The following is a 25,449-nucleotide window of genomic DNA, read 5'->3' on the forward strand; positions in this document are numbered from 1 at the left end:
GCCGCCGCCCCCGTCCCGCCCTCCCTGGAGGACCGGGCGACCGGTGCGCTGGTCGGGGCGGCGGTCGGGGACGCACTCGGCGGGCCCGTCGGCGCCGGCTGCACGGTCGGCATGACCGTCCGGGCCCCGGCGGCCCGGCGGCCGGGGGCGTCCGGCGCGGTCGGGGTCTGCTCGCTTGCGTAGGTCATGTGCGGGTGCGTCCTTCCACGGTGGGGGAGTGGGCCAGGCGGGCGCCGACGACGGCGTCCGCACGTGCCGCGGGACCGCCGCCCCGGTGGCTTCGGGGCGGTCGGCTCCGTACGGGCGAACGGACCGGCCGGCTCGACGGGGTCCGTGCGGCGGCCGGCCGGGGCGGCGCACGGCCGGGGACGGCACCCGGCAGGCGTCGGACCGCCGCGCTTCATCCGTGCCACGCCTCGGCCCGGCTCTCCTCTCCCGGGCGGCACGGTCACCCGGTCGACTCCCCCCGGACGACGTCGCGGGGCCGGGTCCGCGACGCCGCCGAAGGGTGTGTGACCCGGATCTCACCGCCGACCTCGGGGAAAAACCGCAGGTCAGAGCGGTAAGTTCGGCCTTCCTTGCTAGCGGCGGAGGGTAATGGGCGCATAAATTCGAGGCGTTGAAGGGGGAAGCGCCGCCATCGGCCCACACCTCGCTCCTGGGAGTAGGTACCGATATGTCCGTCATGGAGATCATGGATGCCGCGGCGCCGACGCATGTGGCGCACCGCGACAACCACACCCACCGCGATGTGAACGGCGGCTGGCTGCGCCCCGCCGTCTTCGGCGCGATGGACGGGCTGGTCTCGAACCTCGCCCTGATGACCGGTGTCGCCGGCGGCGCGCTCTCGCAGCAGACGATCATCATCACCGGCCTTGCGGGCCTCGCGGCCGGCGCCTTCTCGATGGCCGCGGGGGAGTACACTTCGGTCGCCTCGCAGCGGGAGCTGGTCCAGGCCGAGCTCGCGGTCGAGCGGGCCGAGCTGCGCACGCACCCGAAGGACGAGCTGGACGAACTGGCCGCCCTCTACGTGTCGCGGGGCGTCGAGCCGGCGCTCGCCCGGCAGGTCGCCGAACAGCTCTCCTCGGACCCCGAGCAGGCCCTGGAGATCCATGCCCGCGAGGAACTCGGCATCGACCCGTCGGACCTTCCCTCGCCCGCCGTCGCCGCCATATCCTCCTTCGGATCCTTTGCGCTGGGCGCCCTGCTGCCTGTTCTTCCGTACCTTCTGGGGGCCTCCGCGATCTGGCCGGCGGTGCTGCTCGCCCTGGTCGGGCTCTTCGCCTGCGGGGCGGTCGTGGCCCGGGTGACGGCGCGCTCCTGGTGGTTCAGCGGACTGCGCCAGCTGGCCCTCGGTGGCGCCGCGGCGGGTGTGACGTACGCCCTGGGAGCACTGTTCGGAACCGTCGTAGGGTGACGTGTCATGCGAGTGACTGCATAATTACCGCGTTACCCAGCGGTTTCGAATCGATGACGACGGGGCATAAGGCCCAGGCGTCGCGGGCAATGTCGCTCGCCGAACGCCGCCCTGTGGGACGGCCCCGATTCCGTCCGCGTCCTGACCCACCGCACCCGCGGTGTCCGCATGTTGGAAGCCCCCTTTCGACTTTCGAGAAGCGGCTCATCCTGTAACCTGCACAAAATTTCGCGGAGGGCCAACGTCGTCCCTCGGCAATTCCTATGCCACGACGACGTTGGGAGAGCTTGATGCGCTTCGCGTCCACGCACTCCGCGACCACCAGCAGCGCCGGCGACGCTGCCTGGTCGCCCATGGACGGCCGCCCCGCCCAGCAGGGCATGTACGACCCGCGCAACGAGCACGACGCCTGCGGCGTCGGCTTTGTGGCCACCCTCACCGGCGAGGCCAGCCACGCACTGGTCGAGCAGGCGCTCACCGTCCTGACGAATCTGGAGCACCGCGGTGCCACCGGCTCGGAGCCCGACTCGGGCGACGGCGCGGGCATCCTGCTCCAGGTGCCGGACGCGTTCCTCCGTGACGAGGTCACCTTCGAGCTCCCCGAGGCCGGCGCCTACGCCGTCGGCATCGCCTTCCTGCCGTCCGATGCCCAGGAAGCGGCCAAGGCCGTCTCGCGCATCGAGACGATGGCCGGCGAGGAGGGCCTGGACGTCCTCGGCTGGCGCGTGGTCCCGGTCGCCCCGCAGCTGCTGGGCAACGGCGCCCGCGCCACCATGCCGGCCTTCTCCCAGCTCTTCGTGAGCGACGGGCAGAACACCGGCCTGGCGCTGGACCGCAAGGCCTTCGCGCTGCGCAAGCGCGCCGAGCGCGAGGCCGGGGTCTACTTCCCCTCGCTGTCCGCCCGGACGATCGTCTACAAGGGCATGCTGACCACCGGCCAGCTGGAGCCCTTCTTCCCGGACCTGTCCGACCGCCGCTTCGCCACCGCGATCGCGCTGGTCCACTCGCGGTTCTCCACCAACACCTTCCCGAGCTGGCCGCTGGCCCACCCCTACCGCTTCGTCGCGCACAACGGCGAGATCAACACGGTCAAGGGCAACCGCAACTGGATGCGTGCGCGCGAGTCGCAGCTCGCTTCGAAGCTCTTCGGGAACGAGGACCTGGAGCGGATCTTCCCGGTCTGCACCCCGGACGCCTCCGACTCCGCGTCCTTCGACGAGGTCCTGGAGCTGCTGCACCTCGGCGGCCGCTCGCTGCCGCACTCGGTGCTGATGATGGTCCCGGAGGCCTGGGAGAACTCCACCTCCATGGACCCGGCCCGGCGCGCCTTCTACCAGTACCACTCCACGATGATGGAGCCCTGGGACGGCCCGGCCTGCGTCACCTTCACCGACGGCACCCAGGTCGGCGCGGTCCTCGACCGCAACGGTCTGCGCCCCGGCCGCTACTGGGTCACCGACGACGGCCTGGTCGTGCTCTCCTCCGAGGTGGGCGTCCTGGACATCGACCCCGCCAAGGTCGTCCGCAAGGGCCGCCTCCAGCCCGGCCGGATGTTCCTCGTGGACACCGCCGAGCACCGCATCATCGAGGACGACGAGATCAAGGCGCAGCTCGCCGCCGAGCAGCCCTACCAGGAGTGGCTGGACTCCGGCCTGATCGAGCTCGCGGACCTGCCCGAGCGTGAGCACATCGTGCACACCCACGCCTCGGTCACCCGCCGCCAGCAGACCTTCGGCTACACCGAGGAAGAGCTGCGCGTCATCCTCGCCCCGATGGCCAAGGCCGGCGCCGAGCCCATCGGCTCGATGGGCACCGACTCGCCGATCGCCGCGCTCTCCGAGCGCCCCCGGCTGCTCTTCGACTACTTCACCCAGCTCTTCGCGCAGGTCACCAACCCGCCGCTGGACGCCATCCGCGAGGAGCTGGTCACCTCGCTGATCTCCTCGCTCGGCCCCCAGGGCAACCTCCTGGAGCCGAACGCGGCCTCCTGCCGCAGCGTGACCCTGCCCTTCCCGGTCATCGACAACGACGAGCTGGCCAAGCTCGTCCACATCAACGCCGACGGCGACATGCCCGGCATGAAGGCCGTGACCCTCTCCGGCCTCTACCGGGTCTCCGGCGGCGGCGAGTCGCTGGCCGCCCGGATCGAGCAGATCTGTGCCGAGGCGGACGCCGCCATCGACGACGGCGCCCGGCTGATCGTGCTGTCCGACCGCCACTCGGACGCCGAGCACGCGCCGATCCCGTCGCTGCTGCTGACCGCCGCGGTCCACCACCACCTCATCGGCACCAAGGAGCGCACCCAGGTCGGTCTGCTCGTCGAGGCCGGCGATGTGCGCGAGGTGCACCACGTCGCGCTGCTGATCGGCTTCGGCGCGGCCGCGGTCAACCCGTACCTGGCCATGGAGTCCGTCGAGGACCTGGTCCGGGCCGGCACGTTCCTGCCCGGCGTCGAGCCGGAGACCGCGATCAAGAACCTGATCAAGGCGCTCGGCAAGGGCGTCCTGAAGGTCATGTCCAAGATGGGCATCTCCACCGTCGCCTCCTACCGGGGCGCGCAGGTCTTCGAGGCCGTCGGCCTGGACGAGGAGTTCGTCGCCAAGTACTTCCACGGCACCGCGACCAAGATCGGCGGCGCCGGCCTGGACGTCATCGCCAAGGAGGTCGCAGCCCGGCACGCCAAGGCCTACCCGGCCTCCGGCATCGCCGCCACGCACCGTGCGCTGGAGATCGGCGGCGAGTACCAGTGGCGCCGCGAGGGCGAGCCGCACCTGTTCGACCCGGACACCGTCTTCCGGCTCCAGCACTCCACCCGCGCCCGGCGCTACGACATCTTCAAGAAGTACACCGAGCGGGTCAACGAGCAGTCCGAGCGGCTGATGACGCTGCGCGGCCTGTTCTCCTTCGCCTCCGACCGCCCCTCGATCCCGATCGAGGAGGTCGAGCCCGCGTCGGAGATCGTCAAGCGCTTCTCCACCGGCGCCATGTCGTACGGCTCCATCTCCCAGGAGGCGCACGAGACCCTCGCCATCGCCATGAACCAGCTGGGCGGCAAGTCCAACACCGGTGAGGGCGGCGAGGACGCCGAGCGTCTCTACGACCCGGCGCGCCGCTCGTCCATCAAGCAGGTCGCCTCCGGCCGCTTCGGTGTGACGTCCGAGTACCTGGTCAACTCCGACGACATCCAGATCAAGATGGCCCAGGGCGCCAAGCCCGGCGAGGGTGGCCAGCTGCCCGGCCACAAGGTCTACCCCTGGGTCGCCAAGACCCGGCACTCCACCCCGGGCGTCGGCCTGATCTCCCCGCCCCCGCACCACGACATCTACTCCATCGAGGACCTGGCTCAGCTGATCCACGACCTCAAGAACGCCAACCCGGCGGCCCGCATCCACGTGAAGCTGGTCTCCGAGGTCGGTGTCGGCACGGTCGCCGCGGGTGTCTCCAAGGCGCATGCGGACGTGGTCCTGATCTCCGGCCACGACGGCGGTACGGGTGCCTCCCCGCTGACCTCCCTCAAGCACGCGGGCGGTCCCTGGGAGCTGGGCCTGGCCGAGACCCAGCAGACGCTGCTGCTCAACGGCCTGCGCGACCGGATCGTGGTGCAGACCGACGGCCAGCTCAAGACCGGCCGCGATGTCGTCATCGCCGCCCTGCTGGGCGCCGAGGAGTACGGCTTCGCCACCGCACCGCTGGTCGTCTCCGGCTGCGTCATGATGCGCGTGTGCCACCTCGACACCTGCCCGGTCGGCATCGCCACCCAGAACCCGACGCTGCGCGAGCGGTTCAACGGCAAGGCCGAGTACGTCGTCAACTTCTTCCAGTTCATCGCCGAGGAGGTCCGTGAGCTCCTCGCCGAGCTGGGCTTCCGCAGCCTGGACGAGGCCATCGGCCACGCCGAGCTGCTGAACACCGCCCGCGCGGTCAACCACTGGAAGGCGCAGGGCCTGGACCTGGCCCCGCTGCTGCACGTCCCCGAGCTGGCCGAGGGCGCCGTGCGCCACCAGGTCATCGAGCAGGACCACGGCCTGGAGAAGGCGCTCGACAACGAGCTGATCAAGCTCGCCGCCGACGCGCTGTCCGCGGACACCGCCGAGGAGGCCCAGCCGGTCCGGGCACAGATCGCGATCCGCAACATCAACCGGACCGTCGGCACCATGCTCGGCCACGAGGTCACCAAGAAGTTCGGTGGCGCGGGCCTGCCCGACGACACCGTCGACATCACCTTCACCGGCTCGGCCGGCCAGTCCTTCGGCGCGTTCCTGCCGCGCGGCGTCACGCTGCGCCTGGAGGGCGACGCCAACGACTACGTCGGCAAGGGCCTGTCCGGCGGCCGGGTGATCGTCCGCCCGGACCGCGGCGCGGACCACCTCGCCGAGTACTCCACCATCGCCGGCAACACCCTCGCCTACGGCGCCACCGGCGGCGAGCTGTACCTGCGCGGCCGGGTCGGCGAGCGCTTCTGCGTCCGCAACTCCGGTGCCACGGTGGTCTCCGAGGGCGTCGGTGACCACGGCTGTGAGTACATGACCGGCGGCAACGCGGTCGTGCTGGGCGAGACGGGCCGCAACTTCGCGGCCGGTATGTCCGGCGGCTTCGCCTACGTCATCGACCTGGACAAGGCCAACGTCAACAAGGAGCTCGTCGACGCGGTGCACGCGCTCGACGACGCCGACAAGCAGTGGCTGCACGACGTGGTGCGCCGCCATCAGGAGGAGACCGGCTCCACCGTCGCCGAAAAGCTCCTCGCCGACTGGGATGCCGCGGCCGCGCGCTTCAGCAAGGTCATCCCGCCCATTTACAAGGCAGTGCTCGCCGCCAAGGACGCCGCTGAGCAGGCCGGGCTCTCCGAGTCCGAGACCCACGAGAAGATGATGGAGGCGGCGACCAATGGCTGACCCCAAGGGCTTCCTGAACCACGAGCGCGAGGTCGCCAAGACCCGCCCCGTCGACGAGCGCGTCAAGGACTGGAACGAGGTCTACCAGCCCGGCTCCCTGCTGCCGATCATCAGCAAGCAGGCGTCGCGCTGCATGGACTGCGGCATCCCGTTCTGCCACAACGGCTGCCCGCTCGGAAACCTCATCCCCGAGTGGAACGACTACGCCTACCGCGAGGACTGGACCGAGGCCAGCGAGCGGCTGCACGCGACCAACAACTTCCCGGAGTTCACCGGTCGGCTGTGCCCCGCGCCCTGTGAGTCCGCCTGTGTGCTGGGCATCAACCAGCCGCCGGTGACCATCAAGAACGTCGAGGTCTCCATCATCGACAAGGCGTGGGACAACGGCGACGTCACCCCGCAGCCGCCCGAGCGCCTCTCCGGTAAGACCGTCGCCGTCATCGGCTCGGGCCCGGCCGGCCTGGCCGCCGCCCAGCAGCTGACCCGGGCGGGCCACACCGTCGCCGTCTACGAGCGCGCGGACCGTATCGGTGGCCTTCTCCGTTACGGCATCCCCGAGTTCAAGATGGAGAAGCGCCACATCAACCGCCGCATCGAGCAGATGCGCGCGGAGGGCACCAAGTTCCGCACCGAGGTGGAGATCGGCCGCGACCTCGACGCCAAGAAGCTGCGCAAGCGCTACGACGCCGTCGTCATCGCCGCCGGTGCCACCACCTCCCGCGACCTGCCGGTGCCCGGCCGTGAGCTGAACGGCATCCACTTCGCGATGGAGTACCTGCCGCTGGCCAACAAGGTGCAGGAGGGCGACCTGACCGTCGCCCCGATCACCGCCGAGGGCAAGCACGTCGTCGTCATCGGCGGCGGCGACACCGGCGCGGACTGCGTCGGCACCGCCCACCGCCAGGGCGCGGCCTCCGTCACCCAGCTGGAGATCATGCCCAAGCCGGGCGAGGAGCGGCACGCGGGTCAGCCCTGGCCGACCTTCCCGATGCTCTACAAGGTCACCTCCGCGCACGAGGAGGGCGGCGAGCGGGTCTACTCCGTCTCCACCACCCACTTCGAGGGCGACGAGGACGGCAACGTCCAGTGGCTGCACCTGACCGAGGTGGAGTTCAAGGACGGCCGCCCGGAGCCGAAGCCCGGCACCGAGCGGAAGATCCCGGCCCAGCTGGTCACCCTCGCGATGGGCTTCACCGGCACCGACCGGGAGAACGGCCTGGTCGAGCAGTTCGGTCTGGAGCTCGACGAACGCGGCAACGTCGCCCGCGACGCGGACTTCGCCACCAACGTCCCCGGCGTGTACGTCGCCGGTGACGCCGGCCGCGGTCAGTCGCTGATCGTGTGGGCCATCGCCGAGGGCCGCTCCGCCGCCCGCGGGGTGGACCGCTTCCTGACCGGAGTCAGCGCCCTGCCCGCTCCCATCAAGCCGACGGACCGCGCACTGGCCGTGTGACGGACCGTCCCCCAGATGTCCCGCACAACGTCGTGCGGAACAACCGCGGCGCCTGTCCCCTCCCCCCGACCGGAGGGCAGGCGCCGCGGACTTTTGCGTCGGCGCCCCACGGGAATACGCCCCGCCCCCTGCCCCGTTGTGGCCCCGCAGGGGGCGCTCGTATCCCCTACGGGATCTGTTCGCCCGCCCCCTACGAGTCGCCGTGCCCGGCGGGGAAGCGCCGTCCCAACTGCCGTGCCAGCTCCCGCGCGGGCGCCGGTACGGGCTGCGGCGGGGGAGTGGCCGACGGCCGGAAGTCGTGCACCGGCGGCTGCCAGACCCCCGCGTCGCCCCGCCCCTCGCCGAGCGGCAGCACGACCCGCGGATCGGCGTGCACCCGCAGCACCTGGGCCTCGATCTGGGTCCATGCCCCGTCGGTCACCGCCGGCTCGCCGACCCGGCGGGCCTCCAGCTGCACCGGGCAGTGCGTGAGCCGCGGCGGTCGCACCAGCTCGGACCGTTCCGTCCACGGCGTATCCGTGGCGCACGGCATGCTGCTCGTCCCCTCCTCGGCCGCCGTTCCGTCCGGCGGCAGATTGAAGACCACGTCCGGGCGTACCGCGAGATTCTGCGCGGTGCGGCCGCGGGACGGCAGCCAGACGCTGACGACCGGCCCGAGCTCCCACCGGATCCGCAGCTCGACCAGCACGAAGGTCCCGTCGTCGTTCTCCGTGGACAGCAGCGCCGGCGTCACCGAACTGCTCTTCTCCAGCGCGACGTTCATGGCGTTGAGGATAGAAGCCGGACGATTCGGTGCTCACCGAAATGTTATGAGAGGTTACTCTGTGTAGATGAACCGATGGGACGCCGATCAGGAAAGCGTCGCGGAAACCCCCGATCTGGCCGCCCTGGCGGCACTGCTCGCGGACCGCACCCGCGCCGCCATCTGTATGGCCCTGCTCGACGGCGGTGCCTGGACCGCCGGTGAACTCGCCGAGTACGCCGCGGTGGCGCCGTCCACCACCACCGAACACCTCAACCTTTTGGTCTCCGGCGGCCTGCTCGCCGAGGAGCGCCGGGGCCGGCGTCGCTATGTGCGGCTGGCCGGCCCGGAGACCGCGGAAACCCTGGAGAACCTCGCCGGCCTGGCCCCCTACCGTCAGGTCCCGGTCCGCTCGCTGGCCGAGGCCAACCACCGCCGGGCGCTGCACCACGCCCGTACCTGCTACGACCACATCGCTGGTGCGCTCGGCGTCGCCATCGCCGCCGCCATGACCGAACGCGGCCTGCTGGCCCGGGACTACGGCCTGGTGCTGACCGGCGCCGGTGCCGACTGGCTGGCCGCCCTGGGCATTTCCGACGCCGGTCCGTCCGCCCCCGGCCGGGCCCATGTCCGCACCTGCCTCGACTGGACGGTGCGCCGCCAGCATCTCTCCGGCGCGGTCGGTGCCGCCCTCTATCAGCACGCCCTGGAGCACGACTGGATCGTCAAGGCCGTCACCACCCGCATCCTCACCGTCACCGCGGCGGGCCGCCGGGCCTTCCGCGCCCAGCTCGGCCTCCCCGACGAGGCGCTCTATCCTTCCCTGGCGCTCGCCCCGCCCCGCGCCTGACCCGCCGGGCGGGCCTGCCGGGCGGGCCGTGGTCAGTCGTCGCCCACCTGGCTGATCCGGTCGTCCCCGAGGCGGCGCTGGGTGTCCTGGAGCAGGATGCGCAGCAGTCCGGCGAGCTGCTTCTGCTGCTCGGGGGGGAGGCCGCCGACCAACTCGGCCTCGCGTCCGAGCACTTGGTCGACGGTGGACTCGATCAGCTCGTGGCCGGCCGGGGTCAGGGCGACCAGGACGGTACGCGGGCGGCCCTCGCCGGGCCGCCGGGTGACCAGGCCTTCGCGTTCGGCGCGGGCCACCCGCTGGGAGATCGCGCCCGCGGTGACCAGTGAGCGCCGGCTGAGCTCACGGGTCGTCAGGGTGTAGGGCTCCCCGCCGCGGCGCAGCACGCTCAGCAGATCGAGGGTGGCCGGGTCGACTCCGGCGCCGGCCAGCACCCGGCGCCGGTCGTCACCCAGCAGCTTCGCCAGCTGCCAGATCGGCGTCACGATCCCGATCGAGGAGACCGGGACGCCCGGGCGTTCGCGCTCCCAGGCCGCGGCGATCTCGTCGACGGGATAGGCGGACTCGTCGGCCGTCGGGTGGCCATGGCCGTCCTGTGCCTCGAATTCTCTTGCCACGGGCCCTCCTGGCGCTGTTAGATTCAGCTCTAAATTTAGATCTGAACGTCATGGACGGAGCTCAGCATATGTCACGCACCATCCTGGTCACCGGCGGCGGAACGGGCATCGGACGGGCCGTCGCCCACCGTTTCGCGGACCGCGGTGACGAGGTCGTCGTCACCGGCCGGCGGTTCGACCCCCTCGAAGAGACCGCCGCCCGCCATCCGGCCGTCCGCCCGCTGGTGTGCGACCACACCGACCCGGGGGCGCTCACCGCGCTGCTCGCCGAACTCCCCGCGCGGGTCGACGTCCTGGTCAACAACGCCGGGGGCAACACCGACCTGGACTCCGACGGCGCCGGCGATCTGGCGTCCTACGCCCGGGAGTTCCGCGCCAACCTCGACGCGAACCTGCTCAGCGCCGCGCTGACCACCAGGGCGCTGGAGGACCGGCTGGCGGCCGGCGGCGCGGTCGTCCACATCGGGTCGATCGCCGCCGACCAGGGATCCGGTGCCTACGGGGCGGCCAAGGCGGGCCTCGCCTCCTGGAACGCGGGCCTGTCCCGGGACCTCGGCCCCCGCGGCATCACGGCCAACGTCGTCGCACCCGGCTATATCGCCGGCACCGACTTCTTCCGCGACAAGCTCACCGACGAGCGCCGCGACCAACTGGTGGCCGCCTCGGCCGTGGGCCGCCCGGGGACGGTGGAGGACATCGCGGAGACGGTGGCCTTCCTGGCCTCACCGGCGGCCCGGCACATCACCGGCCAGGTGCTGAATGTCAACGGCGGGACCCGCACCACCCGTTGACGTCCGCCGCGGCGGAGGACGGCTGGGGCGTATCTTTCGGATCTGCCCGGAGCAGGCCGCTGGCGACACCCCTAGGCGTCGCCGTCCTCCGCGAGCCGGGCCGGGAAGCCGCCGGTGGCGATCGGGCCCCAGCGCAGCGGCGTCACCCGGATCAGTGACTTGCCCTGCGTGCGCATCGCCTCCCGGTACTCGTCCCAGTCGGGGTGCTCCCCGGCGATGGTGCGGTAGTACTCGACGAGTGGCTCGATCGCGTCCGGGACGTCGAGGACCTCGGCCTCGCCGTCGATCTGCACCCAGGGGCCGTTCCACTCGTCGGACAGCACGATGACGCTGACCGACGGGACCCGGCGGGCGTTGCGGGTCTTGGCGCGCTCCGGATACGTCGACATGACCAGCCGGCCGGAGTCGTCCACCCCGCAGGTCAGCGGCGAGCCCTGCGGGGTGCCGTCGCCGCGGCGGGTGAGCAGGATCGCACGGTGCCGGGGGCGGACGAACTCCAGCAGTCCGGGCAGTTCGACTCGGGTGGTGGTGGCGCGGGAAGGGCTCATGCGGGCGAGCTTAGGGCGGTCCGGCCACGATCCGCCGGAGCGCCCGTGGCCGGAAGGTCCCCTCCGTGCGGCCCGGTTGCCCGCCACCGGCCCGCTGCCCGGCTGTCCGCCCCGGGTCGATGCCCGCCGGTCAGCCCTTGAGCAGCTGCTTGCCGGTGGCCGCGTCCACGATCTTGCGGCCGTCCAGGGCGGACTTGAGCCGTACCGTGACCTTGTCGGTGGCCAGCTGCTCGGTGCACATCCCCTTGTTGCTCTTCCGCTTGCCCCAGCCGGTGATCACCACCAGGTCCTTGGACTCGTGGCTGCGGGCACCGAAGTGGGCGTCGCAGGCGCTGTGCCCGACCGTCACCGTGATCTCCCGTACGCCCTTGTCCTTGGGGCGGTCCGCGCCGACCAGCGGCAGCAGCGCCTGCTGCCGCCCGGCGACCGGGGACACCTTCGGCCAGTCCCGCACGAGCTGATCCGCGCGCCGCTCGAAGGCGTCCTGCTTCTTCGGGGCCGGCGCGGTGCCCACGGTCTGCTTCTGCTGTCCGCAGCCGGACAGCGCGACGGTGCCGGCCGTGGCCAGCGCGAGCACGGCGGTGAGGGTACGGGTGCGGGAGAGGTGGGATCCTCGCATGACATTGCCTCCTTGGTCAGCGGTGTGACGTGGCAAAGGCAAGACAGGTTCCGGCCCCATCCGGCGCACGTTCGCCCTGCGCTCGATCCGCCGTCGGCGCAACCGCCGTGACGGCGGACCGCCCGCCGTTAGCGTCCGGGCCATGGACACTCTCACCCGGATCACCCGCACCGTCTGGCACCTCCCCTTCCCCGTCGGGCACCTGTATCTCGTCGCCCTCCCCGACGAGGGATACGCCGTGGTCGACACCGGCGTCCCAGGCTCCGCCACCGCCGTCCTCGACGCGCTCGCCGGTCTCGGCGGACGCCCCGACCAGCTGCGGCAGATCGTGCTCACCCACTACCACCTCGACCACATGGGCGCCGCCGCCGACCTGGTCGCCGCGACCGGCGCCCGCGTCCTGGCCGGCGCCCTGGAGGCGCCGTACATCCGCGGCACCGCCCCGGCCCCCGCGCCGGAGTTCACCCCTGCCGAACGGTCGCTGCACGAAGGGATCACGGCCGACCTCGCGGCCGCCGGCATCCCGCCGCTGCGCCCCGTCGAGGTCGATGTCGAACTCCACGACGGGGACACCCTCGACGGCTGGCCCGAACCGGTGCGGGTGCTGCACGTCCCCGGCCACACCCCCGGCGGGATCGCCCTGTACCTCCCCGCGAGCGGGCTGCTCTTCCCCGGTGACCTCATCGGCACCGACCCCGAGGGCCGGCGTGCCGTCCTCGGCCCGCTCAATGTCGCCCGCGAGGAGGCCGTCGCGTCCTTCCGGCGGCTCGCCGCGCTCGGTGCCGACACGGTGTGCGTCCCGCACGGTGTGCCGCTGCGCGGTGACGCCCGGCAGATCCTTGCCGCGGCCACGCCCGAGAGCGACTGGCGGTAGGGCCTGATCCACACGACAGACCCCAGCCGGGGCCGGGCGGGTGTGCCGTGGCGGGTCGGGGTGCGGCGCCCGGTCCGCGCCGCGCCGCGCGGATACCCTCGGGCGTGCCGGGCCCGGGCCGGGAACGGCGGGAGCCGGCGGGCGCGGGATGCGAGGAGAGGCACGGGCATGCAGCTGTACACCCATGAGTGGGGCGCCGGTGAACGGATCGCGGTGCTGGTCCACGGACTGATGTCCGATCACCGCACCTGGCACCGGGTCGGCCCGGCGCTCGCCGGCCGCGGCTATCGCGTCCTCGCCGTCGATCTGCGCGGCCACGGCCGCAGCCCGCGCGGCGACTACGCCGCCGAACTGTTCGCCGACGACCTCGTGGAGACCCTGCCCGCCGCCCCCGAGGTCGTCATCGGGCACTCCCTGGGCGGCCTGGCGCTGTCCCTGGCGGTGGAGCGGCTGCAGCCGCGGCGGGCGGTGTACAGCGATCCGGCGTGGTCGCTCGCCGGGCTCGGACAGTCCGTCGACCCGGCCCTGTTCGTCACGTTCAAGCGGGCCGACCGGGCGAAGGTGCGGATGTTCAACCCGCGCTGGAGCGATGCCGACATCGACATCGAGCTGGCCACGGTCGCGGACTGGGACACCGGGACCGCCCTCGCGCTGTCCGCCGCGCACCGCATGGACCGTACGCCCGAGAAGCCGGTCGTCCCCTCGCTGGTGCAGTACGCGGGGGAGGGGTTCCTCTACTCCGCGCCGGCGGCGGCCGAGCTGGCCGGCCGCGGCTTCGAGGTCCGTACGGTGCCCGGCGTGGGACACACCATCCACCGCGACGACTTCGACGCCTTCATGGCGGGCCTGGAGGGGTGGGTCTGAACGGGCCCGGCCCGGCGGGGCGGCCGCCGAGCCGTCAGGTGTCGCAGTCCAGCAGGGTCTTGCACAGCGTGCAGCGCGCCTGGAGCCGGCCGCGGACCGGGACCCGGATCCGCTGGTGGCAGGCGGGGCAGGGGAACGACACCCGAAGGGGGGACGGGCCCTCGAAGGCGTAGCCGTCACCCGCCGCGGGCGGCCGGGCCGTCCGCCCCTGCTGCGCCGCCCGGCGGTCCTTGGCGTAGCGCAGCCGGGCCGCCCAGCCGGCGCCGGCCAGCGGAGGCCGGCGCAGGTCCCGCCCGGCCCGTTCCGCGCCCGCCGTGTACGCGTCGTACCCCTGCGGGCTGGTGAACCACGGCGCCGGGTCCTCGCCGAAGAACCGGGCCCGCTTGGCGAGGACGTAGCCGAACTCCTCCGGCGTCAGATAGCCCAGCTTCTGCGAGAACGGGCCGTGCTCGCGGTAGGCGTCCAGCAGCAGCCAGCCCGCGCCGAGGTACGTGGTGGCGGTGTCGGTGAGGATCTCGTTGTCGCGGGTGCCGGGGAACGACAGGTCCAGCCGGTGCAGGCAGATGTGCATCACCTCGTGGGCCAGCGCCGCGCCGATGTCCTTGCGGTGCCGGGTGAAGCGGTCGTTCAGCTCGATGAAGTACTCCGGCCCCGCGGTGAGTTCGACGTTCGCGGCGTGTTCCATCTCGCGGAAGGTGATGACCATCCGGGCGTCCGGCAGATGCAGCTGGCGGACCAGGGCGCGGGCGACCCGCTGCGCCCCCAGATGAAGGTCCTCGGAGTCGTCGAAGGCCACATCGACCGGCAGCACGCTGGTGGCGAAGGTGCTGACCGTGTCGTACGACAGGCGGGTGAACAGCGCGTGGACGGCCGCGCGCACCGTGTCGATATGGGGGAAACCGTGCTCGATCTCACTGCTGCCGGTGGTCACCCGGCCACTGTACGGGGCGCCGGGAACGTCCGGTATGGGCCGTACGGGGCCTGTGTGGCACGGGAGTTGGCCGGATGCGCACCCTTGTCACTCTGACCTGCCGGTCCACATAATCGCAGGGCGCTCTTCGGACTCATCCCCCACTGGGTCCGGACGCCTTACGGCGTGCTGTCTTCCGCCCTGTGCGGGGTGCGGCGGTCACGTCCGGCTCCGGTGCTGGCATGGGCTCGTCATCGACGTGCAACCCCCCACGAAAGGAAGCCCGTTGCGCACTCACCGGAAGCTCCTCACGAGATCCACCGCCGTCGGCGCGGTCGCCCTGGCCGCCTTCAGCCTCCAGCCGGGCGCGGCCCACGCCGCCCCCGCCCCGGACCCGTCCGGCTCCGTCCGCACCAAAGTCGTCGGCGGCACCAAGGCCGACCAGGGTGAATTCCCCTTCATGGTCCGGCTGTCGATGGGCTGCGGCGGCGCCCTGTACGCCAAGGACATCGTGCTCACCGCGGCGCACTGCGTCGACGGCAGCGGCGCCAACACCTCCATCACCGCCACCGCCGGGGCGGCCGACCTGGAGGACTCGCACGCCGTCAAGGTGAAGTCCACCCAGGTCCTCCAGGCCCCCGGCTACAACGGCAAGGGCAAGGACTGGGCGCTCATCAAACTCGCCAAGCCGATAGACCAGCCCACCCTGAAGATCGCCGAGAACGACAAGCTCAACAGCGGCGACTTCACCATCGCCGGCTGGGGCGCCGACAAGGAGGGCGGCGACCAGCAGCGCTACCTCCTCAAGGCGACCGTGCCGTTCGTCGACGACGCCACGTGCAAGAAGGCCTACGGTGACCAGTTGACGCCCGGCGACGAGATCTGCGCCGGCAAGCTGGACACCGGCGGCGTCGACACCTGCCAGGGCGACTCCGGCGGCCCGATGTTCCGCAAGGACGACGCCGGCCAGTGGCTCCAGGTCGGCATCGTCTCCTGGGGCGAGGGCTGCGCACGGCCCGGCAAGCCCGGTGTCTACAGCGAGGTGAGCACCTTCGCCGCGAACATCAAGAAGGCCGCGGGCGACCTCGGCGGCTGACCGCGGTACGCACCGAAGGGCCCGGGGAGCCGCAGCCGCTCCCCGGGCCCTGTGCCGCGGCGGGCGCTCCCGACCCCCCCGGTTCCGGGCCTTTGGTCCCGCCGCCCCAGGGACCTTGGTCCGTACAGCCCGGGACCAAACTCGTGCTTACGGACGGGACTTGTGGCGTCACGGATGACCGTACGGCCTATGGGCGGGCCCCTCGGCGGCTCCTTAGCGTGAACGCCATGACCACCCAGCCCCGACCCCGCGCCCGGCCCCCGGTATGCCGTCGTGACCGCGACCACCGCACGATGGTCCTCGCCGTCCTGCTGCTCGCCGCCTCCGCAGCGGCCGTCGTCTACGTCCTGCTCGGCGTCCAGGACAGCCCGGTCGAGCCGGCCGAGGCGCCCCCGCAGGCGGTCCGGGGCTGACCGTGCCCGCAGGTTCTCCCGGTCCCCGGGGCGCCGCGCGCCCCGCCGGCCGGACGGACGGACACGGGCCCTCGGCCCATACGGCGCCGAGGAGGAACGACATGCCGATCAGCGTGGTCATCGCGGACGACCAGGAGATGGTCCGGATGGGCTTCCGGATGATTCTGGAGAGCCAGCACGACATCGAGGTCCTCGACGACGTCATCGACGGCCGGGCCGCCCTCGACGCCGTGGCCCGGCTGCGCCCCGATGTGCTGCTGCTCGACATCCGGATGCCCGCCCTCGACGGGCTGGAGGTCACCCGCCGGCTGGCCGAGCTGGCCGCCGCCCACCCCGAGCACGGCCAGCGCCCCCGGATCGTCATCGTCACCACCTTCGACCTGGACGAGTACGTCCACGCCGCGCTGCGCGACGGTGCCAGTGGGTTCCTCCTCAAGGACGCCAGCCCGGCCATGCTCGTGGAGGCCGTCCGCGCCGCCGCCGTCGGCGACTCGCTGGTCTCGCCCGCGATCACCGTCCGGCTGCTGCGCCGGATGGCTCCCGCCGACGGCCGCGGCCGCCCGGCCCGTTCCCCCTCCGAGCCGCTCACCGAGCGCGAACAGGACGTCGTACGGGCGCTGGCCGGCGGTCTGACCAACGCCGAGATCGCCGGCGAACTGTTCGTCTCGCTGTCCACGGTCAAGACCCATCTGGCGAACGTGCAGAGCAAGCTGGACGCCCGCAACCGGGTCGAGATCGCCGCCTGGGCCTGGGAGACCGGTCTGGTCACGGGCAGGACGTGAGGGAGCGCACCGGAAAGCGGCTCGTCCCGGGCGGGGGCCCGGTGGCGGGATGGCGCCTGCCGCGCCCGCGGCCCGGCGTCGCCGCCAAGGCCGGGCTGGCGGTGCTGCTGCTGTTCCTCGTCGGCTTCGAGACGGTGGAGCTGGCCAGTCAGCCGCTCCGCCCGTACGCGACCCTGGTGGTCACCGCCGTGGTGGTCTGCCTGTGCGCGGTGCCCGCCGCCCGGGTCCCGCTGACCGTCCGCGGCTGGACCGCGGCCGCGGTCTCGCTGGCCGGTTCGGCGGTGCTGATCGCCGGACAGCACGCCCCGCAGGTCTGGGGCCTGGGCGAGGGCATCGCCCTGCTCGTCCTGCTCGGCGCCGTCGTGCACCGCGCGCCCGCCCGCACCGCCGCCGTGCTCGGCCCGCTGCTGGGCCTGGCCTGCGTGCTCGCCCCGCTGCGGGACATCCGGCTGGGCGTCTTCACCGCCGTGCACGTCATGCTCACCGTGGTCGTCGCCGCCTATTCGCTGGTCCTGCGCCGCCAGGACGGCCAGCGGCTGCGCGACCTCGCCGCGGTCCGGGCCGCCGAGCGGCTGGAACTGGCGCGTGAGCTGCACGACCTGGTCGCCCACCACGTCACCGGCATCGTCGTCCAGGCCCGCGCCGCCCGCTTCACCGCCCTGGAGGGGCAGCAGGCCGGCGCCACCTTCGAACGGATCGAGACCTCCGGCAGCGAGGCGCTGGGCGCGATGCGCCGGCTGGTGCGGGTCCTGCGGGAGCCCGGGGCACAGACCCATCCGGTCGCCGGGCTCGCCGAGGTGCGGGCGCTGACCGACGCGTTCGCCCGCACCGGCCCGCCGGTCGTCCTCGCCCTCGACCGCGGGCTGACCGACGCGCTGCCGGCCGATGTGGCGGCCGCGGTCTACCGCATCGTGCGCGAGGCGCTGACCAACGTCCGCAAGCACGCCTCGGACGCCACGGCGGTACGGATCGGCCTGCGGCCCGTCCCCCTCGGGGCGGAACTGCGCATCGCCAACGACGGCGGCGCCCCCGCCCGCCTCTGCGAACAGGCCCGCGGCGGCGGCTTCGGCCTGGCCGGACTCACCGAACGGGCCGAGGCGATGGGCGGCCGCCTCACCGCGGGCCCCGCGGCCGAGGGCGGCTGGGAGCTCACCGCCGTCCTGCCCCTCGACGGCGGCGCGGCCGCCTGACGCCGCCACCGGACCGGGGTTGCCTGCCGTCACCGGCCCGGGCCCGCGGCTGCCGCCCGACCTCGCCACCGGCCCGGGCCGCCCGCCGTCACCGGCGTCCCACCGGCCCCACATCTGTCCAACACCTGCCCCTCCTTTGTCCATAGGCGCACGCCCCGCGCCCACAGCACGCTGTCCGCCGACAGGCACTGCCGGCACGAAGGAGGAGCGCGCGTGAACGGACAGACAGGTGCCCCCCGCGGGCCCAGCCGCAGAACGGTCGTCGCCGGCACCGCGCTCGCCCCGGTCGCCGGGACCCTCCTGCCCGCCGCGCCCCCTGCCGCGGCCGCCTCCCGGCGCGACGGTACGGCCCGGCTCCGGTCCGACGCGCTGGAGGTCCGCGTCGACACCGCCTTCCCGCGCATCGTCTCCTACACCGACCGCGGCACCGGCGCCGTCCTGCACGGCCAGGACACCCCGGTCACCGAGGTCCTCGTCGACGGCACCGCCCGCACCCCCCACGTCGGTCACCGCGTCCGCGCCGACCGCGCCACCTACACCCTCGGCTTCGACGGCGGTACCCGGATCACCGTCGAGATCGCCGTCCGGGGCCGGCAGGTCACCTGGCGGGTCACCGGCATCACCGACACCCCGGGGCTGCGCGTCGGTACCCTGGAGATCCCCGGCCTCGCGCTGATCGGCGTCCGCAGCGACCAGCCCGGCGCGACCCTGCTCGCCGCCCGTATCGCGCTCGACAAGGCCACGAGCGGGGACACCCTGGTGCAGGTCACCGCCGACACCCCGGCCGAGGCCGCGCCCACCGGATGCGCCTACGCCGTCGTCGCCACCGACGAGCTGGCCGCCGCCGTCGAGACCAACACCGTGTACGACACGCCGGCCGGCGCCACCACCTGGGAGAACGGCCGGCTGTGGCGGCAGACCCTCCAGGGCGACGGCTTCGTCAAGGCGCAGCTGGTCCCCGGCCAGTGGACGCACCGGGCGGCCGGGCAGCCGTCCGGTGCCACCGAGCCGCTGCCGTACGCGACCGTCATCGTCACCGGTGACCGCAACGGCGACGGCCGCGTCGACTGGCAGGACGCCGCCATCGCGCTGCGCGACATCATGGTCGTGCCGCTGGGCGCCGACACCCAGCACCTGCGGGTCGTCCCGCACATCGCGTTCAACTTCGCCAGCCAGGCCACCAACCCGTTCCTCGCCACCCTCGACAACGTCAAGCGGATCGCCCTGGCCACCGACGGGCTCGGGCAGTTCACCCTCCTCAAGGGCTACCAGTCCGAAGGCCACGACTCCGCCCACCCCGACTACGGCGGCAACTACAACGAGCGGGCCGGCGGCCTCGCCGATCTCAACGCGCTGCTCCGCGCCGGAAAGAAGTGGCACAGCGACTTCGCGGTGCACGTCAACGCCACCGAGTCCTACCCCGTCGCGCACGCCTTCTCCGAGGAGCTCGTCGACAAGGACGACAAGCAGTGGGACTGGCTCGACCAGTCCTACCGCATCGACGCCCGCCGCGATCTGGTCTCCGGCGACATCGCCGCCCGCTTCGCCCGGCTGCGCAAGGAGACCGACCCGGCGCTCAACACCCTCTATATCGACGTCTTCCGCGAGTCCGGCTGGAACTCCGACCGGCTCCAGCGGCATCTGCGCGACCAGGGCTGGCGGATCACCACCGAATGGGGCCACGGGCTGGAGCGCTCCTCGCTGTGGTCGCACTGGGCCAACGAGACCGACTACGGTCCCGACACCTCCCGCGGTATCAATTCCCAGCTGATCCGCTTCGTCCGCAACCACCACAAGGACGTCTTCGCCGACAAGTGGCCCACACTGCTGGGCAGCGGCCGGATGGGCAACTTCGAGGGCTGGGTCGGCAAGACCGACTGGACCGCCTTCCACACCCTCCTGTGGACCGCGGCACTGCCCGCCAAGTACCTCCAGGCGTACCCGATCAAGACCTGGGGCGCCCACGAGATCACCTTCGAGGGCCCCACCAAGACGTCCGTCAGCGACGCCCAGGGCACCCGCACGATCACCACCGACGGCCGGCAGGTCTACGACGACGGCACCTACCTGCTCCCCTGGGAGCCCCGCAACGCCACCGACCCCGGCAGGCTCTACCACTACAACCCCCGCGGCGGCACGACCCGTTGGACGCTGCCGCGCGGCTGGTCCGCGGCCACCGCCGTCCACGTCTACCGGCTCACCGACCAGGGCCGCACCGAGGAGACCCGGGTCCCGGTCCGCGACGGGAAGATCGCCCTCACCGCCCGGCCCGGCGTGGCGTACGTCGTCCACCGCCACCGGGCCCCGGCCCAGGGCGACCCCCGCTGGGGCGAGGGCACCCCGGTCACCGACCCCGGCTTCCACGCCGGAAACCTGGACGCCTGGCGGACCACCGGCCCGGCCGCCGTCCGGCGCAGCGCACTCGGCGACTACGAACTGGTCATCGGCGCGGGCGCCCCCGCCACCGTCGCCCAGACCCTCCGCCGGCTCGCCCCCGGCAGCTACGCCGCCTCCGTACAGATCGAGGTCGGCGCCACGGCGGGGGAGCGGCGCCGGGCGGGCCTTGCGATCCGCACCGCCGACGGCGTCACCGTCGCCAACTGGACGGACACCTCCACCGCCGGCAACTACGTCGCCGCCGACCGCAAGTCCGGCACCCGCTTCCAGCGGCTGTTCACCCACTTCACCGTCCCCGACGGCGGCGGGCCGGTCACCCTCACCCTGACCGCGGCGGCGGGCCGGGCCCGGGTCCGCTTCGACAACGTCCGCGTGGTGCCCGCGCAACCCACCGCCAGGAAAGGCACCGTCGCCTTCGAGGACTTCGAGCACGTCCCCCAGGGCTGGGGCGTCTTCGTCAAGGGCGACGCGGGCGGCAGCACCGACCCGCGCACCCACCTCGCCCAGCGGCACGCCCGCTTCACCCAGCGGGGCTGGAACGGCAAGGCGATCGACGACGTCATCGACGGCGGCCAGTCGCTCAAGTCACGTGGCGAGAACACCGGGCTGGTGTACCGCACCGTCCCGCACACCGTCCGCTTCACGCCCGGCCGCCGCTACCGGGTCACCTTCCGCTACGAGAACGAGCAGGCCGGCCAGTACGCCTGGGTCACCGCCGTCGACGAGCCCGCGCCCCGCGAACTGCGCCGCAGCCCGCTGCCCGTGGCGACCCGACCCACCACCTTCAGCGAGGAGTTCACCGCGCCGGCACGCGGCGAGGCGTGGGTGGGCCTGCGCAAGGTGGGCGACGACGGGACCGCGGAGTTCGTCCTCGACGCGTTCGAGGTGCGCGAGGTGCAGGGGTAGCGCGGCGGCGGGAGCCGGCGGGGCCGCGGGGCTGTACCGGGGCACGGTGACGGTGGCCGGGCGGGCCGGGGACGCGGACCTCGTGCTGCCGGGCTGGCGCCACGGTTTCGCCTGGATCAACGGGTTCTGCCTGGGGCGCTATCGGTCCGTCGGGCCGCAGCGCGCCCTGTACGTCCCCGGGCCGGTGCTGCGCGAGGGCGACAACGAGCTGCTGTTGTGGGAGTGGGAGGGCGCCCCGGCCCCCGTGGGGGAAGGGGCCGGGGCGCCCGGTCTGTGGCCCTGCGCGGCAGAAGGCCGAGCGGCGGGGAGCTGAGGGTGATCGCCGGGGGCGCGCCGGCCACCGGGCCCCGTCGGCGGCGCGCCGCCGCCCGGAACGGCACCTTGGCCAGCGCACCCGCCTCCTCCAGTGCGTCCAGCCGCAGCCCCCGCGACCGTACGCCGTGCACGAACTGCCGCTCGTGCAGCACCCCGCCCACGATCCCCTTGGACTCGGCAAGCCGCGGACCGTAGTTGACGCGCCCCAGCGACCCCACCCACACCTCCACCGACGCCGGCCCGGCCACCTCCCCCAGCAGCGCGTCCTCGGCGTCCACCACGGGCCCGGGCACCCCGTCGACGGACACCACCGCCCGGTCCCGCAGCCCCCGCACCCGCAGCGGATACCGGGCCCGCGGCCCCGGCACCGCCAGCCGGTAGCGCACCATCCCCCGGTCCACGCCCAGCTCCTCGAACGTCGCCGGACCGCCCGCCTCGACCTCCGCACCCCCCAGCGCCGCCATCACCTCCCCGGCCGGCGCCCACTCCCCGAGCACCGCACGCGCCGGAGCCGCCAGGACCGGCAGCGGCTCCGGCACCGGCGGCAGCGGCCCCTGTGCCCACTCGGCCAGCACCTCCCGGAACCGCCAGAACTTCTCCGTGGGACGCCCCCGTTCATCGACCGGCGCCCCGTAGTCGTACGAGGTCACCGTCGCCTGAAGTGCCCCGTCGTGCAGCTCACCCGACCGGTTGGCCCCCGCCCACCCGCCGAAGCTCGTACCGCCGTGGGCCATGTACACATTGACCGAGGCGCCGCACTCCAGGATCTCCCGCAGCGCCGCCGCCGCGTCCCGCGCCGAGCGCGGCGCCGGTGCCCGCCCCCAGTGCGCGAACCACCCGCACCAGAACTCCATGCACATCAGCGGCCCGTCCGCCCGGTGGCGCCGCAGCGCGGCCAGCGCCTCGCGCGCCCCGGAACCGAAGTTGACGGTGGCCAGCACCCCCGGCACCGACCCGCCGCTCAGCATGTGCTCCTCGGGCCCGTCCGACGTGCACAGCGGCACCCGCACCCCGTGCGCACGCAACCGGTCCACCAGCCACGCCAGGTACGCGCCGTCGCTGCCGTACGAGCCGTACTCGTTCTCCGCCTGCACCATGAGCACCGGCCCGCCGCCCGGGCCGCCGGGCCCCGCGGCCTGAGTGCACTGACGCGCCACGACCTGCGGCAGCAACCGCCCGAACCAGCGGTCCACGGCCCGCAGATACGCCACGTCCCGCGTCCGCACCCGCCGGCCCAGCGGCCCGGTCAGCCACTGAGGCAGCCCGCCGTTCTCCCACTCCGCGCAGATGTACGGCCCCGGGCGGACGATCGCCCACAGCCCGGCCGCCTGCGCCGCGTCCAGGAACCGCCCCAGCGCCTCCGGGTCCCGGAACTCACCGGGCCGCGGCTCGTGCAGATTCCACGGCACATAGGTCTCCACACAATTCAGGCCCATCGCCCGGAGCATCGCCAGCCGGTGGCCCCACTGCTCCTCGTGCACCCGGAAGTAGTGCAGCGCCCCGGACAACAGCCGCACCGGCCGCCCGTCCAGCAGGAAGTCCCGCTCGCCCACCTCGAACCGCGTCACGTCACCCGCCCCTGTGTCGTCTCCGTGCGTCACCGGCCGGGCGTGCCCGGTCACGGGTCACCCTCGCCCTCTGGCGGTGTGACGGTCCATGGACAAAGATCGGCTGCGGTTGGACGGTTCGACCGAGCGGTACGGACAGGCACGCGGCGACGGGAGGCCCGGACGTGTACCACACCTGGATGCGGTACTTCACGCCGAACCCGGTCCACCACCGGCTCGGCCTGGTGTGCCTGGGGGTCGGACTCCAGCACGGCACCCTGCCCGCGGTCGGCCCGCGCACCCTCGACCACCATGTCGCCATCGTCATCAGCGCCGGCCGCGGCTGGTGCACCACCCCCGACGGCCGCCGCCACGCGGTCACCGCCCCCGCCCTGCTGTGGATCACGCCGGGGGTGGTGCACCACTACGGGGCCGACCCCGAGACCGGCTGGGACGAGAGCTTCGTCGACTTCACCGGGCCCGCCGCCGAGACCTACACCGAACTCGGCTACATCGAGCGGGACCGCCCCCTCGTCCCGCTCGCGGACACCGGCCCGGCGCGCGCGGCCGTGGGGCGCATCGCCCGGGCGGCCCGGCGCGGCAACCCGCTCCTGGAGGTGGAGACCTCCGCCGCCGTCCATGAACTCCTGGTCGCCCTGCGCCGGGCCCGGGCCGATACGGACGCCGAGGGCGAACCCGTCCTCCAGGCGCTGGCCCGCGACGCGTTCCTGCCGCTCTCCGTCGCCGAACACGCCGCCCGGCACGGCATGACACCGGCGGAACTGCGCACCGCCGTCCGCCGCGGCGCCGGCTGCAGCCCCAAGGACTACCTGCTGGGGATCCGCCTGGGGCGGGCCAAGGAACTCCTGGCGGGAACCGAGCTGCCGGTGGCCGCGGTGGCCCGCCGGGTCGGCTACGAGGACCCGGCCTACTTCAGCCGCCTGTTCACCCGCCGCGTCGGCACCGCCCCGGTCCGCTTCCGCGACCGCCAGGTCCACAGCGTGCCGGGCGGCTGGTCCACCCAGATCCCGGATCCGGACGACCCACCACGGGTCGGCGGCTGACCCGGGCGGCCGCCCCCGGCCCGCCCCGACCTGTCAAACCCCCGTGCACAGGCCGCGGACCGTACGGCAGCATGACCCCATGCCCGCACTGCAGCGCGACGAGGCGCAGACCCGAGCCCGGCTCATCGACGTCCACCATTACGACATCGCACTCGACCTCACCCGAGGTGCGGACAGGTTCGGGTCCCATACGGTCATCCAGTTCACCGCACGCGCCGCCGGCGACACCTTCGTCGAGCTCAAACCCGCCGAGCTGCACTCCGCCACCCTCGACGGCCGGCCCCTCGACCCCGCGGCCCTGGACGACAACCGCCTCCCGCTCACCGGCCTCACCCCCGGCGCCCACGAACTGCGCCTGGACGCCACCATGAGCTACTCCCGCACCGGCGAGGGCATGCACCGCTTCACCGACCCCGCCGACGGCGAGAGCTACGTCTACACCCAGCTCTTCCTGGACGACGTCCAGCGCGTCTTCGGCGCCTTCGACCAGCCCGACCTCAAGGCGGTCTTCGCCCTCACCGTCACCGCCCCCACCGACTGGACCGTCCTCGGCAACGGCCTCGCCACCCAGGGCGACCCCGGCCACTGGACCCTCGCCCCCACCCCCCTGATCAGCACCTACCTCGTCGCCGTCGCCGCCGGCCGCTGGCACTCCGTCCGCACCGAACACGCCGGGCTGCCCTTCGGCATCCACTGCCGCCGCTCGCTCGCGCCCCACCTCGACGCCGACGCCGAGGAGATCCTCGACCTCACCCGCCGCTGCTTCGACCGCTACCACGAGATCTTCGAGGAGCCCTACCCCTTCGACTCCTACGACCAGGCGTTCGTCCCCGAATTCAACGCCGGCGCCATGGAGAACCCCGGACTGGTCACCTTCCGCGACGAGTTCGTCTTCCGCTCGGCGGTCACCGACACCGAACGCCAGACCCGCGGCGTGGTCATCGCCCACGAAATGGCCCACATGTGGTTCGGCGACCTGGTCACCCTCCAGTGGTGGGACGACATCTGGCTGAACGAGTCCTTCGCCGAGTACATGGGCTACCAGGTCCTGTCCGAGGCCACACGCTTCACCGACACCTGGACCGACTTCGCCGTCGCCCGCAAGGGCTGGGGCTACGACGCCGACCAGCGCCCCTCCACCCACCCCGTCGCCCATCGCCTC

General features: G+C 73.0%; 20 protein-coding genes and 2 pseudogenes. 16 read left to right on the forward strand and 6 right to left on the reverse strand.

The window, feature by feature from the left end; genetic code table 11:
• The 4 genes and pseudogenes from EST92_RS31675 to EST92_RS20100 all read left to right on the forward strand — a co-directional run.
• A pseudogene (locus EST92_RS31675) lies at nt 1-183 on the forward strand (hypothetical protein); the annotation flags it as partial.
• A 502-nt stretch (nt 184-685) separates the two neighbouring features.
• Nucleotides 686-1,417 (forward strand): VIT1/CCC1 transporter family protein, encoded by a 732-nt coding sequence (locus tag EST92_RS20090; RefSeq protein ID WP_006606214.1) that lies wholly within the window; start codon nt 686-688, stop codon nt 1,415-1,417.
• 290 nt (nt 1,418-1,707) lie between these two features.
• The gene (gene gltB, locus EST92_RS20095) at nt 1,708-6,312 is read left to right on the forward strand and encodes a glutamate synthase large subunit (protein WP_129282256.1); all 4,605 of its coding nucleotides are present in this window, start codon (nt 1,708-1,710) and stop codon (nt 6,310-6,312) included.
• Complete coding sequence (locus EST92_RS20100) at nt 6,305-7,765, forward strand: glutamate synthase subunit beta (protein ID WP_129282257.1); 1,461 nt, start codon at nt 6,305-6,307, stop codon at nt 7,763-7,765. Before gltB ends, EST92_RS20100 begins: the two co-directional genes overlap by 8 nt.
• Before the next feature lie 190 nt (nt 7,766-7,955).
• Here the strand turns inward: EST92_RS20100 and EST92_RS20105 are convergent, their stop codons facing one another.
• Nucleotides 7,956-8,528 (reverse strand): hypothetical protein, encoded by a 573-nt coding sequence (locus tag EST92_RS20105; RefSeq protein ID WP_129282258.1) that lies wholly within the window; start codon nt 8,526-8,528, stop codon nt 7,956-7,958.
• Between the two features lie 67 nt (nt 8,529-8,595).
• On the opposite strand from EST92_RS20105, the gene EST92_RS20110 reads away from it, so the two are divergent.
• Nucleotides 8,596-9,357, forward strand: coding sequence for a winged helix-turn-helix domain-containing protein (locus EST92_RS20110; protein ID WP_129282259.1), 762 nt, complete (start codon nt 8,596-8,598; stop codon nt 9,355-9,357).
• 32 nt (nt 9,358-9,389) lie between these two features.
• Here EST92_RS20110 and EST92_RS20115 read toward each other — a convergent pair whose 3' ends face one another.
• Nucleotides 9,390-9,971: a MarR family winged helix-turn-helix transcriptional regulator gene (locus EST92_RS20115; RefSeq protein WP_129282260.1), complete on the reverse strand. Its 582-nt coding sequence runs from the start codon at nt 9,969-9,971 to the stop codon at nt 9,390-9,392.
• A 68-nt stretch (nt 9,972-10,039) separates the two neighbouring features.
• Here EST92_RS20115 and EST92_RS20120 point away from each other — a divergent pair, with 68 nt between their 5' ends.
• The gene (locus tag EST92_RS20120) at nt 10,040-10,762 is read left to right on the forward strand and encodes an SDR family oxidoreductase (RefSeq protein ID WP_129282261.1); all 723 of its coding nucleotides are present in this window, start codon (nt 10,040-10,042) and stop codon (nt 10,760-10,762) included.
• A 71-nt stretch (nt 10,763-10,833) separates the two neighbouring features.
• Here the strand turns inward: EST92_RS20120 and EST92_RS20125 are convergent, their stop codons facing one another.
• Together EST92_RS20125 and EST92_RS20130 are read right to left on the reverse strand one after the other, a co-directional pair.
• Nucleotides 10,834-11,310: a PPOX class F420-dependent oxidoreductase gene (locus EST92_RS20125; protein WP_129282262.1), complete on the reverse strand. Its 477-nt coding sequence runs from the start codon at nt 11,308-11,310 to the stop codon at nt 10,834-10,836.
• Between the two features lie 130 nt (nt 11,311-11,440).
• Nucleotides 11,441-11,929: a hypothetical protein gene (locus tag EST92_RS20130; RefSeq protein ID WP_129282263.1), complete on the reverse strand. Its 489-nt coding sequence runs from the start codon at nt 11,927-11,929 to the stop codon at nt 11,441-11,443.
• 142 nt (nt 11,930-12,071) lie between these two features.
• Between EST92_RS20130 and EST92_RS20135 the strand changes: the two genes are divergently transcribed.
• Both EST92_RS20135 and EST92_RS20140 read left to right on the forward strand, forming a co-directional pair.
• Nucleotides 12,072-12,803, forward strand: coding sequence for an MBL fold metallo-hydrolase (locus EST92_RS20135; RefSeq protein WP_129282264.1), 732 nt, complete (start codon nt 12,072-12,074; stop codon nt 12,801-12,803).
• Nucleotides 12,804-12,971: 168 nt separating this feature from the next.
• The gene (locus tag EST92_RS20140) at nt 12,972-13,667 is read left to right on the forward strand and encodes an alpha/beta hydrolase (RefSeq protein ID WP_129282265.1); all 696 of its coding nucleotides are present in this window, start codon (nt 12,972-12,974) and stop codon (nt 13,665-13,667) included.
• A gap of 34 nt (nt 13,668-13,701) precedes the next feature.
• Here EST92_RS20140 and EST92_RS20145 read toward each other — a convergent pair whose 3' ends face one another.
• Nucleotides 13,702-14,598: a hypothetical protein gene (locus EST92_RS20145; protein WP_129282266.1), complete on the reverse strand. Its 897-nt coding sequence runs from the start codon at nt 14,596-14,598 to the stop codon at nt 13,702-13,704.
• A gap of 265 nt (nt 14,599-14,863) precedes the next feature.
• On the opposite strand from EST92_RS20145, the gene EST92_RS20150 reads away from it, so the two are divergent.
• The 6 genes and pseudogenes from EST92_RS20150 to EST92_RS32725 all read left to right on the forward strand — a co-directional run.
• A complete protein-coding gene (locus EST92_RS20150) occupies nt 14,864-15,673 on the forward strand; it encodes a serine protease (RefSeq protein ID WP_129282267.1) in 810 nt (269 codons plus the stop codon).
• Nucleotides 15,674-15,900: 227 nt separating this feature from the next.
• Entirely contained in the window at nt 15,901-16,086 is a 186-nt protein-coding gene (locus EST92_RS20155) for a hypothetical protein (RefSeq protein WP_129282268.1), read from the forward strand.
• A gap of 101 nt (nt 16,087-16,187) precedes the next feature.
• Complete coding sequence (locus EST92_RS20160) at nt 16,188-16,868, forward strand: response regulator transcription factor (protein WP_129282269.1); 681 nt, start codon at nt 16,188-16,190, stop codon at nt 16,866-16,868.
• Between the two features lie 41 nt (nt 16,869-16,909).
• Entirely contained in the window at nt 16,910-18,058 is a 1,149-nt protein-coding gene (locus tag EST92_RS20165; protein WP_129282272.1) for a histidine kinase, read from the forward strand.
• A 213-nt stretch (nt 18,059-18,271) separates the two neighbouring features.
• Nucleotides 18,272-21,361, forward strand: a complete 3,090-nt coding sequence (locus EST92_RS20170) for an endo-alpha-N-acetylgalactosaminidase family protein (protein ID WP_129282270.1) — start codon at nt 18,272-18,274, stop codon at nt 21,359-21,361.
• Nucleotides 21,362-21,443: 82 nt separating this feature from the next.
• Nucleotides 21,444-21,506: pseudogene (locus tag EST92_RS32725) on the forward strand (hypothetical protein); the annotation flags it as partial.
• Here the strand turns inward: EST92_RS32725 and EST92_RS20180 are convergent.
• Complete coding sequence (locus EST92_RS20180; RefSeq protein ID WP_254068922.1) at nt 21,478-23,244, reverse strand: beta-galactosidase family protein; 1,767 nt, start codon at nt 23,242-23,244, stop codon at nt 21,478-21,480. The pseudogene EST92_RS32725 and the gene EST92_RS20180 overlap by 29 nt on opposite strands.
• 164 nt (nt 23,245-23,408) lie before the next feature.
• Between EST92_RS20180 and EST92_RS20185 the strand changes: the two genes are divergently transcribed.
• Both EST92_RS20185 and EST92_RS20190 read left to right on the forward strand, forming a co-directional pair.
• Nucleotides 23,409-24,287, forward strand: a complete 879-nt coding sequence (locus EST92_RS20185; protein WP_129282271.1) for an AraC family transcriptional regulator — start codon at nt 23,409-23,411, stop codon at nt 24,285-24,287.
• A gap of 79 nt (nt 24,288-24,366) precedes the next feature.
• A partial coding sequence (locus EST92_RS20190) for a M1 family aminopeptidase (RefSeq protein ID WP_254068923.1) occupies nt 24,367-25,449 on the forward strand: 1,083 nt, incomplete at its 3' end.

Source organism: Streptomyces sp. TM32, assembly GCF_004122755.1.
GTDB classification, from domain to species: domain Bacteria; phylum Actinomycetota; class Actinomycetes; order Streptomycetales; family Streptomycetaceae; genus Streptomyces; species Streptomyces sioyaensis.

Bases quoted from the DNA above. Each gene is read 5' to 3' on its own strand.
- EST92_RS20090 (WP_006606214.1), top strand. From the start codon at position 686: ATGGAGATCATGGATGCCGCGGCGCCGACGCATGTGGCGCACCGCGAC.
- gltB (WP_129282256.1), top strand. From the start codon at position 1,708: ATGCGCTTCGCGTCCACGCACTCCGCGACCACCAGCAGCGCCGGCGAC.
- EST92_RS20100 (WP_129282257.1), top strand. From the start codon at position 6,305: ATGGCTGACCCCAAGGGCTTCCTGAACCACGAGCGCGAGGTCGCCAAG.
- EST92_RS20105 (WP_129282258.1), bottom strand. From the start codon at position 8,528: ATGAACGTCGCGCTGGAGAAGAGCAGTTCGGTGACGCCGGCGCTGCTG.
- EST92_RS20110 (WP_129282259.1), top strand. From the start codon at position 8,596: ATGAACCGATGGGACGCCGATCAGGAAAGCGTCGCGGAAACCCCCGAT.
- EST92_RS20120 (WP_129282261.1), top strand. From the start codon at position 10,040: ATGTCACGCACCATCCTGGTCACCGGCGGCGGAACGGGCATCGGACGG.
- EST92_RS20125 (WP_129282262.1), bottom strand. From the start codon at position 11,310: ATGAGCCCTTCCCGCGCCACCACCACCCGAGTCGAACTGCCCGGACTG.
- EST92_RS20130 (WP_129282263.1), bottom strand. From the start codon at position 11,929: ATGCGAGGATCCCACCTCTCCCGCACCCGTACCCTCACCGCCGTGCTC.
- EST92_RS20135 (WP_129282264.1), top strand. From the start codon at position 12,072: ATGGACACTCTCACCCGGATCACCCGCACCGTCTGGCACCTCCCCTTC.
- EST92_RS20140 (WP_129282265.1), top strand. From the start codon at position 12,972: ATGCAGCTGTACACCCATGAGTGGGGCGCCGGTGAACGGATCGCGGTG.
- EST92_RS20155 (WP_129282268.1), top strand. From the start codon at position 15,901: ATGACCACCCAGCCCCGACCCCGCGCCCGGCCCCCGGTATGCCGTCGT.
- EST92_RS20160 (WP_129282269.1), top strand. From the start codon at position 16,188: ATGCCGATCAGCGTGGTCATCGCGGACGACCAGGAGATGGTCCGGATG.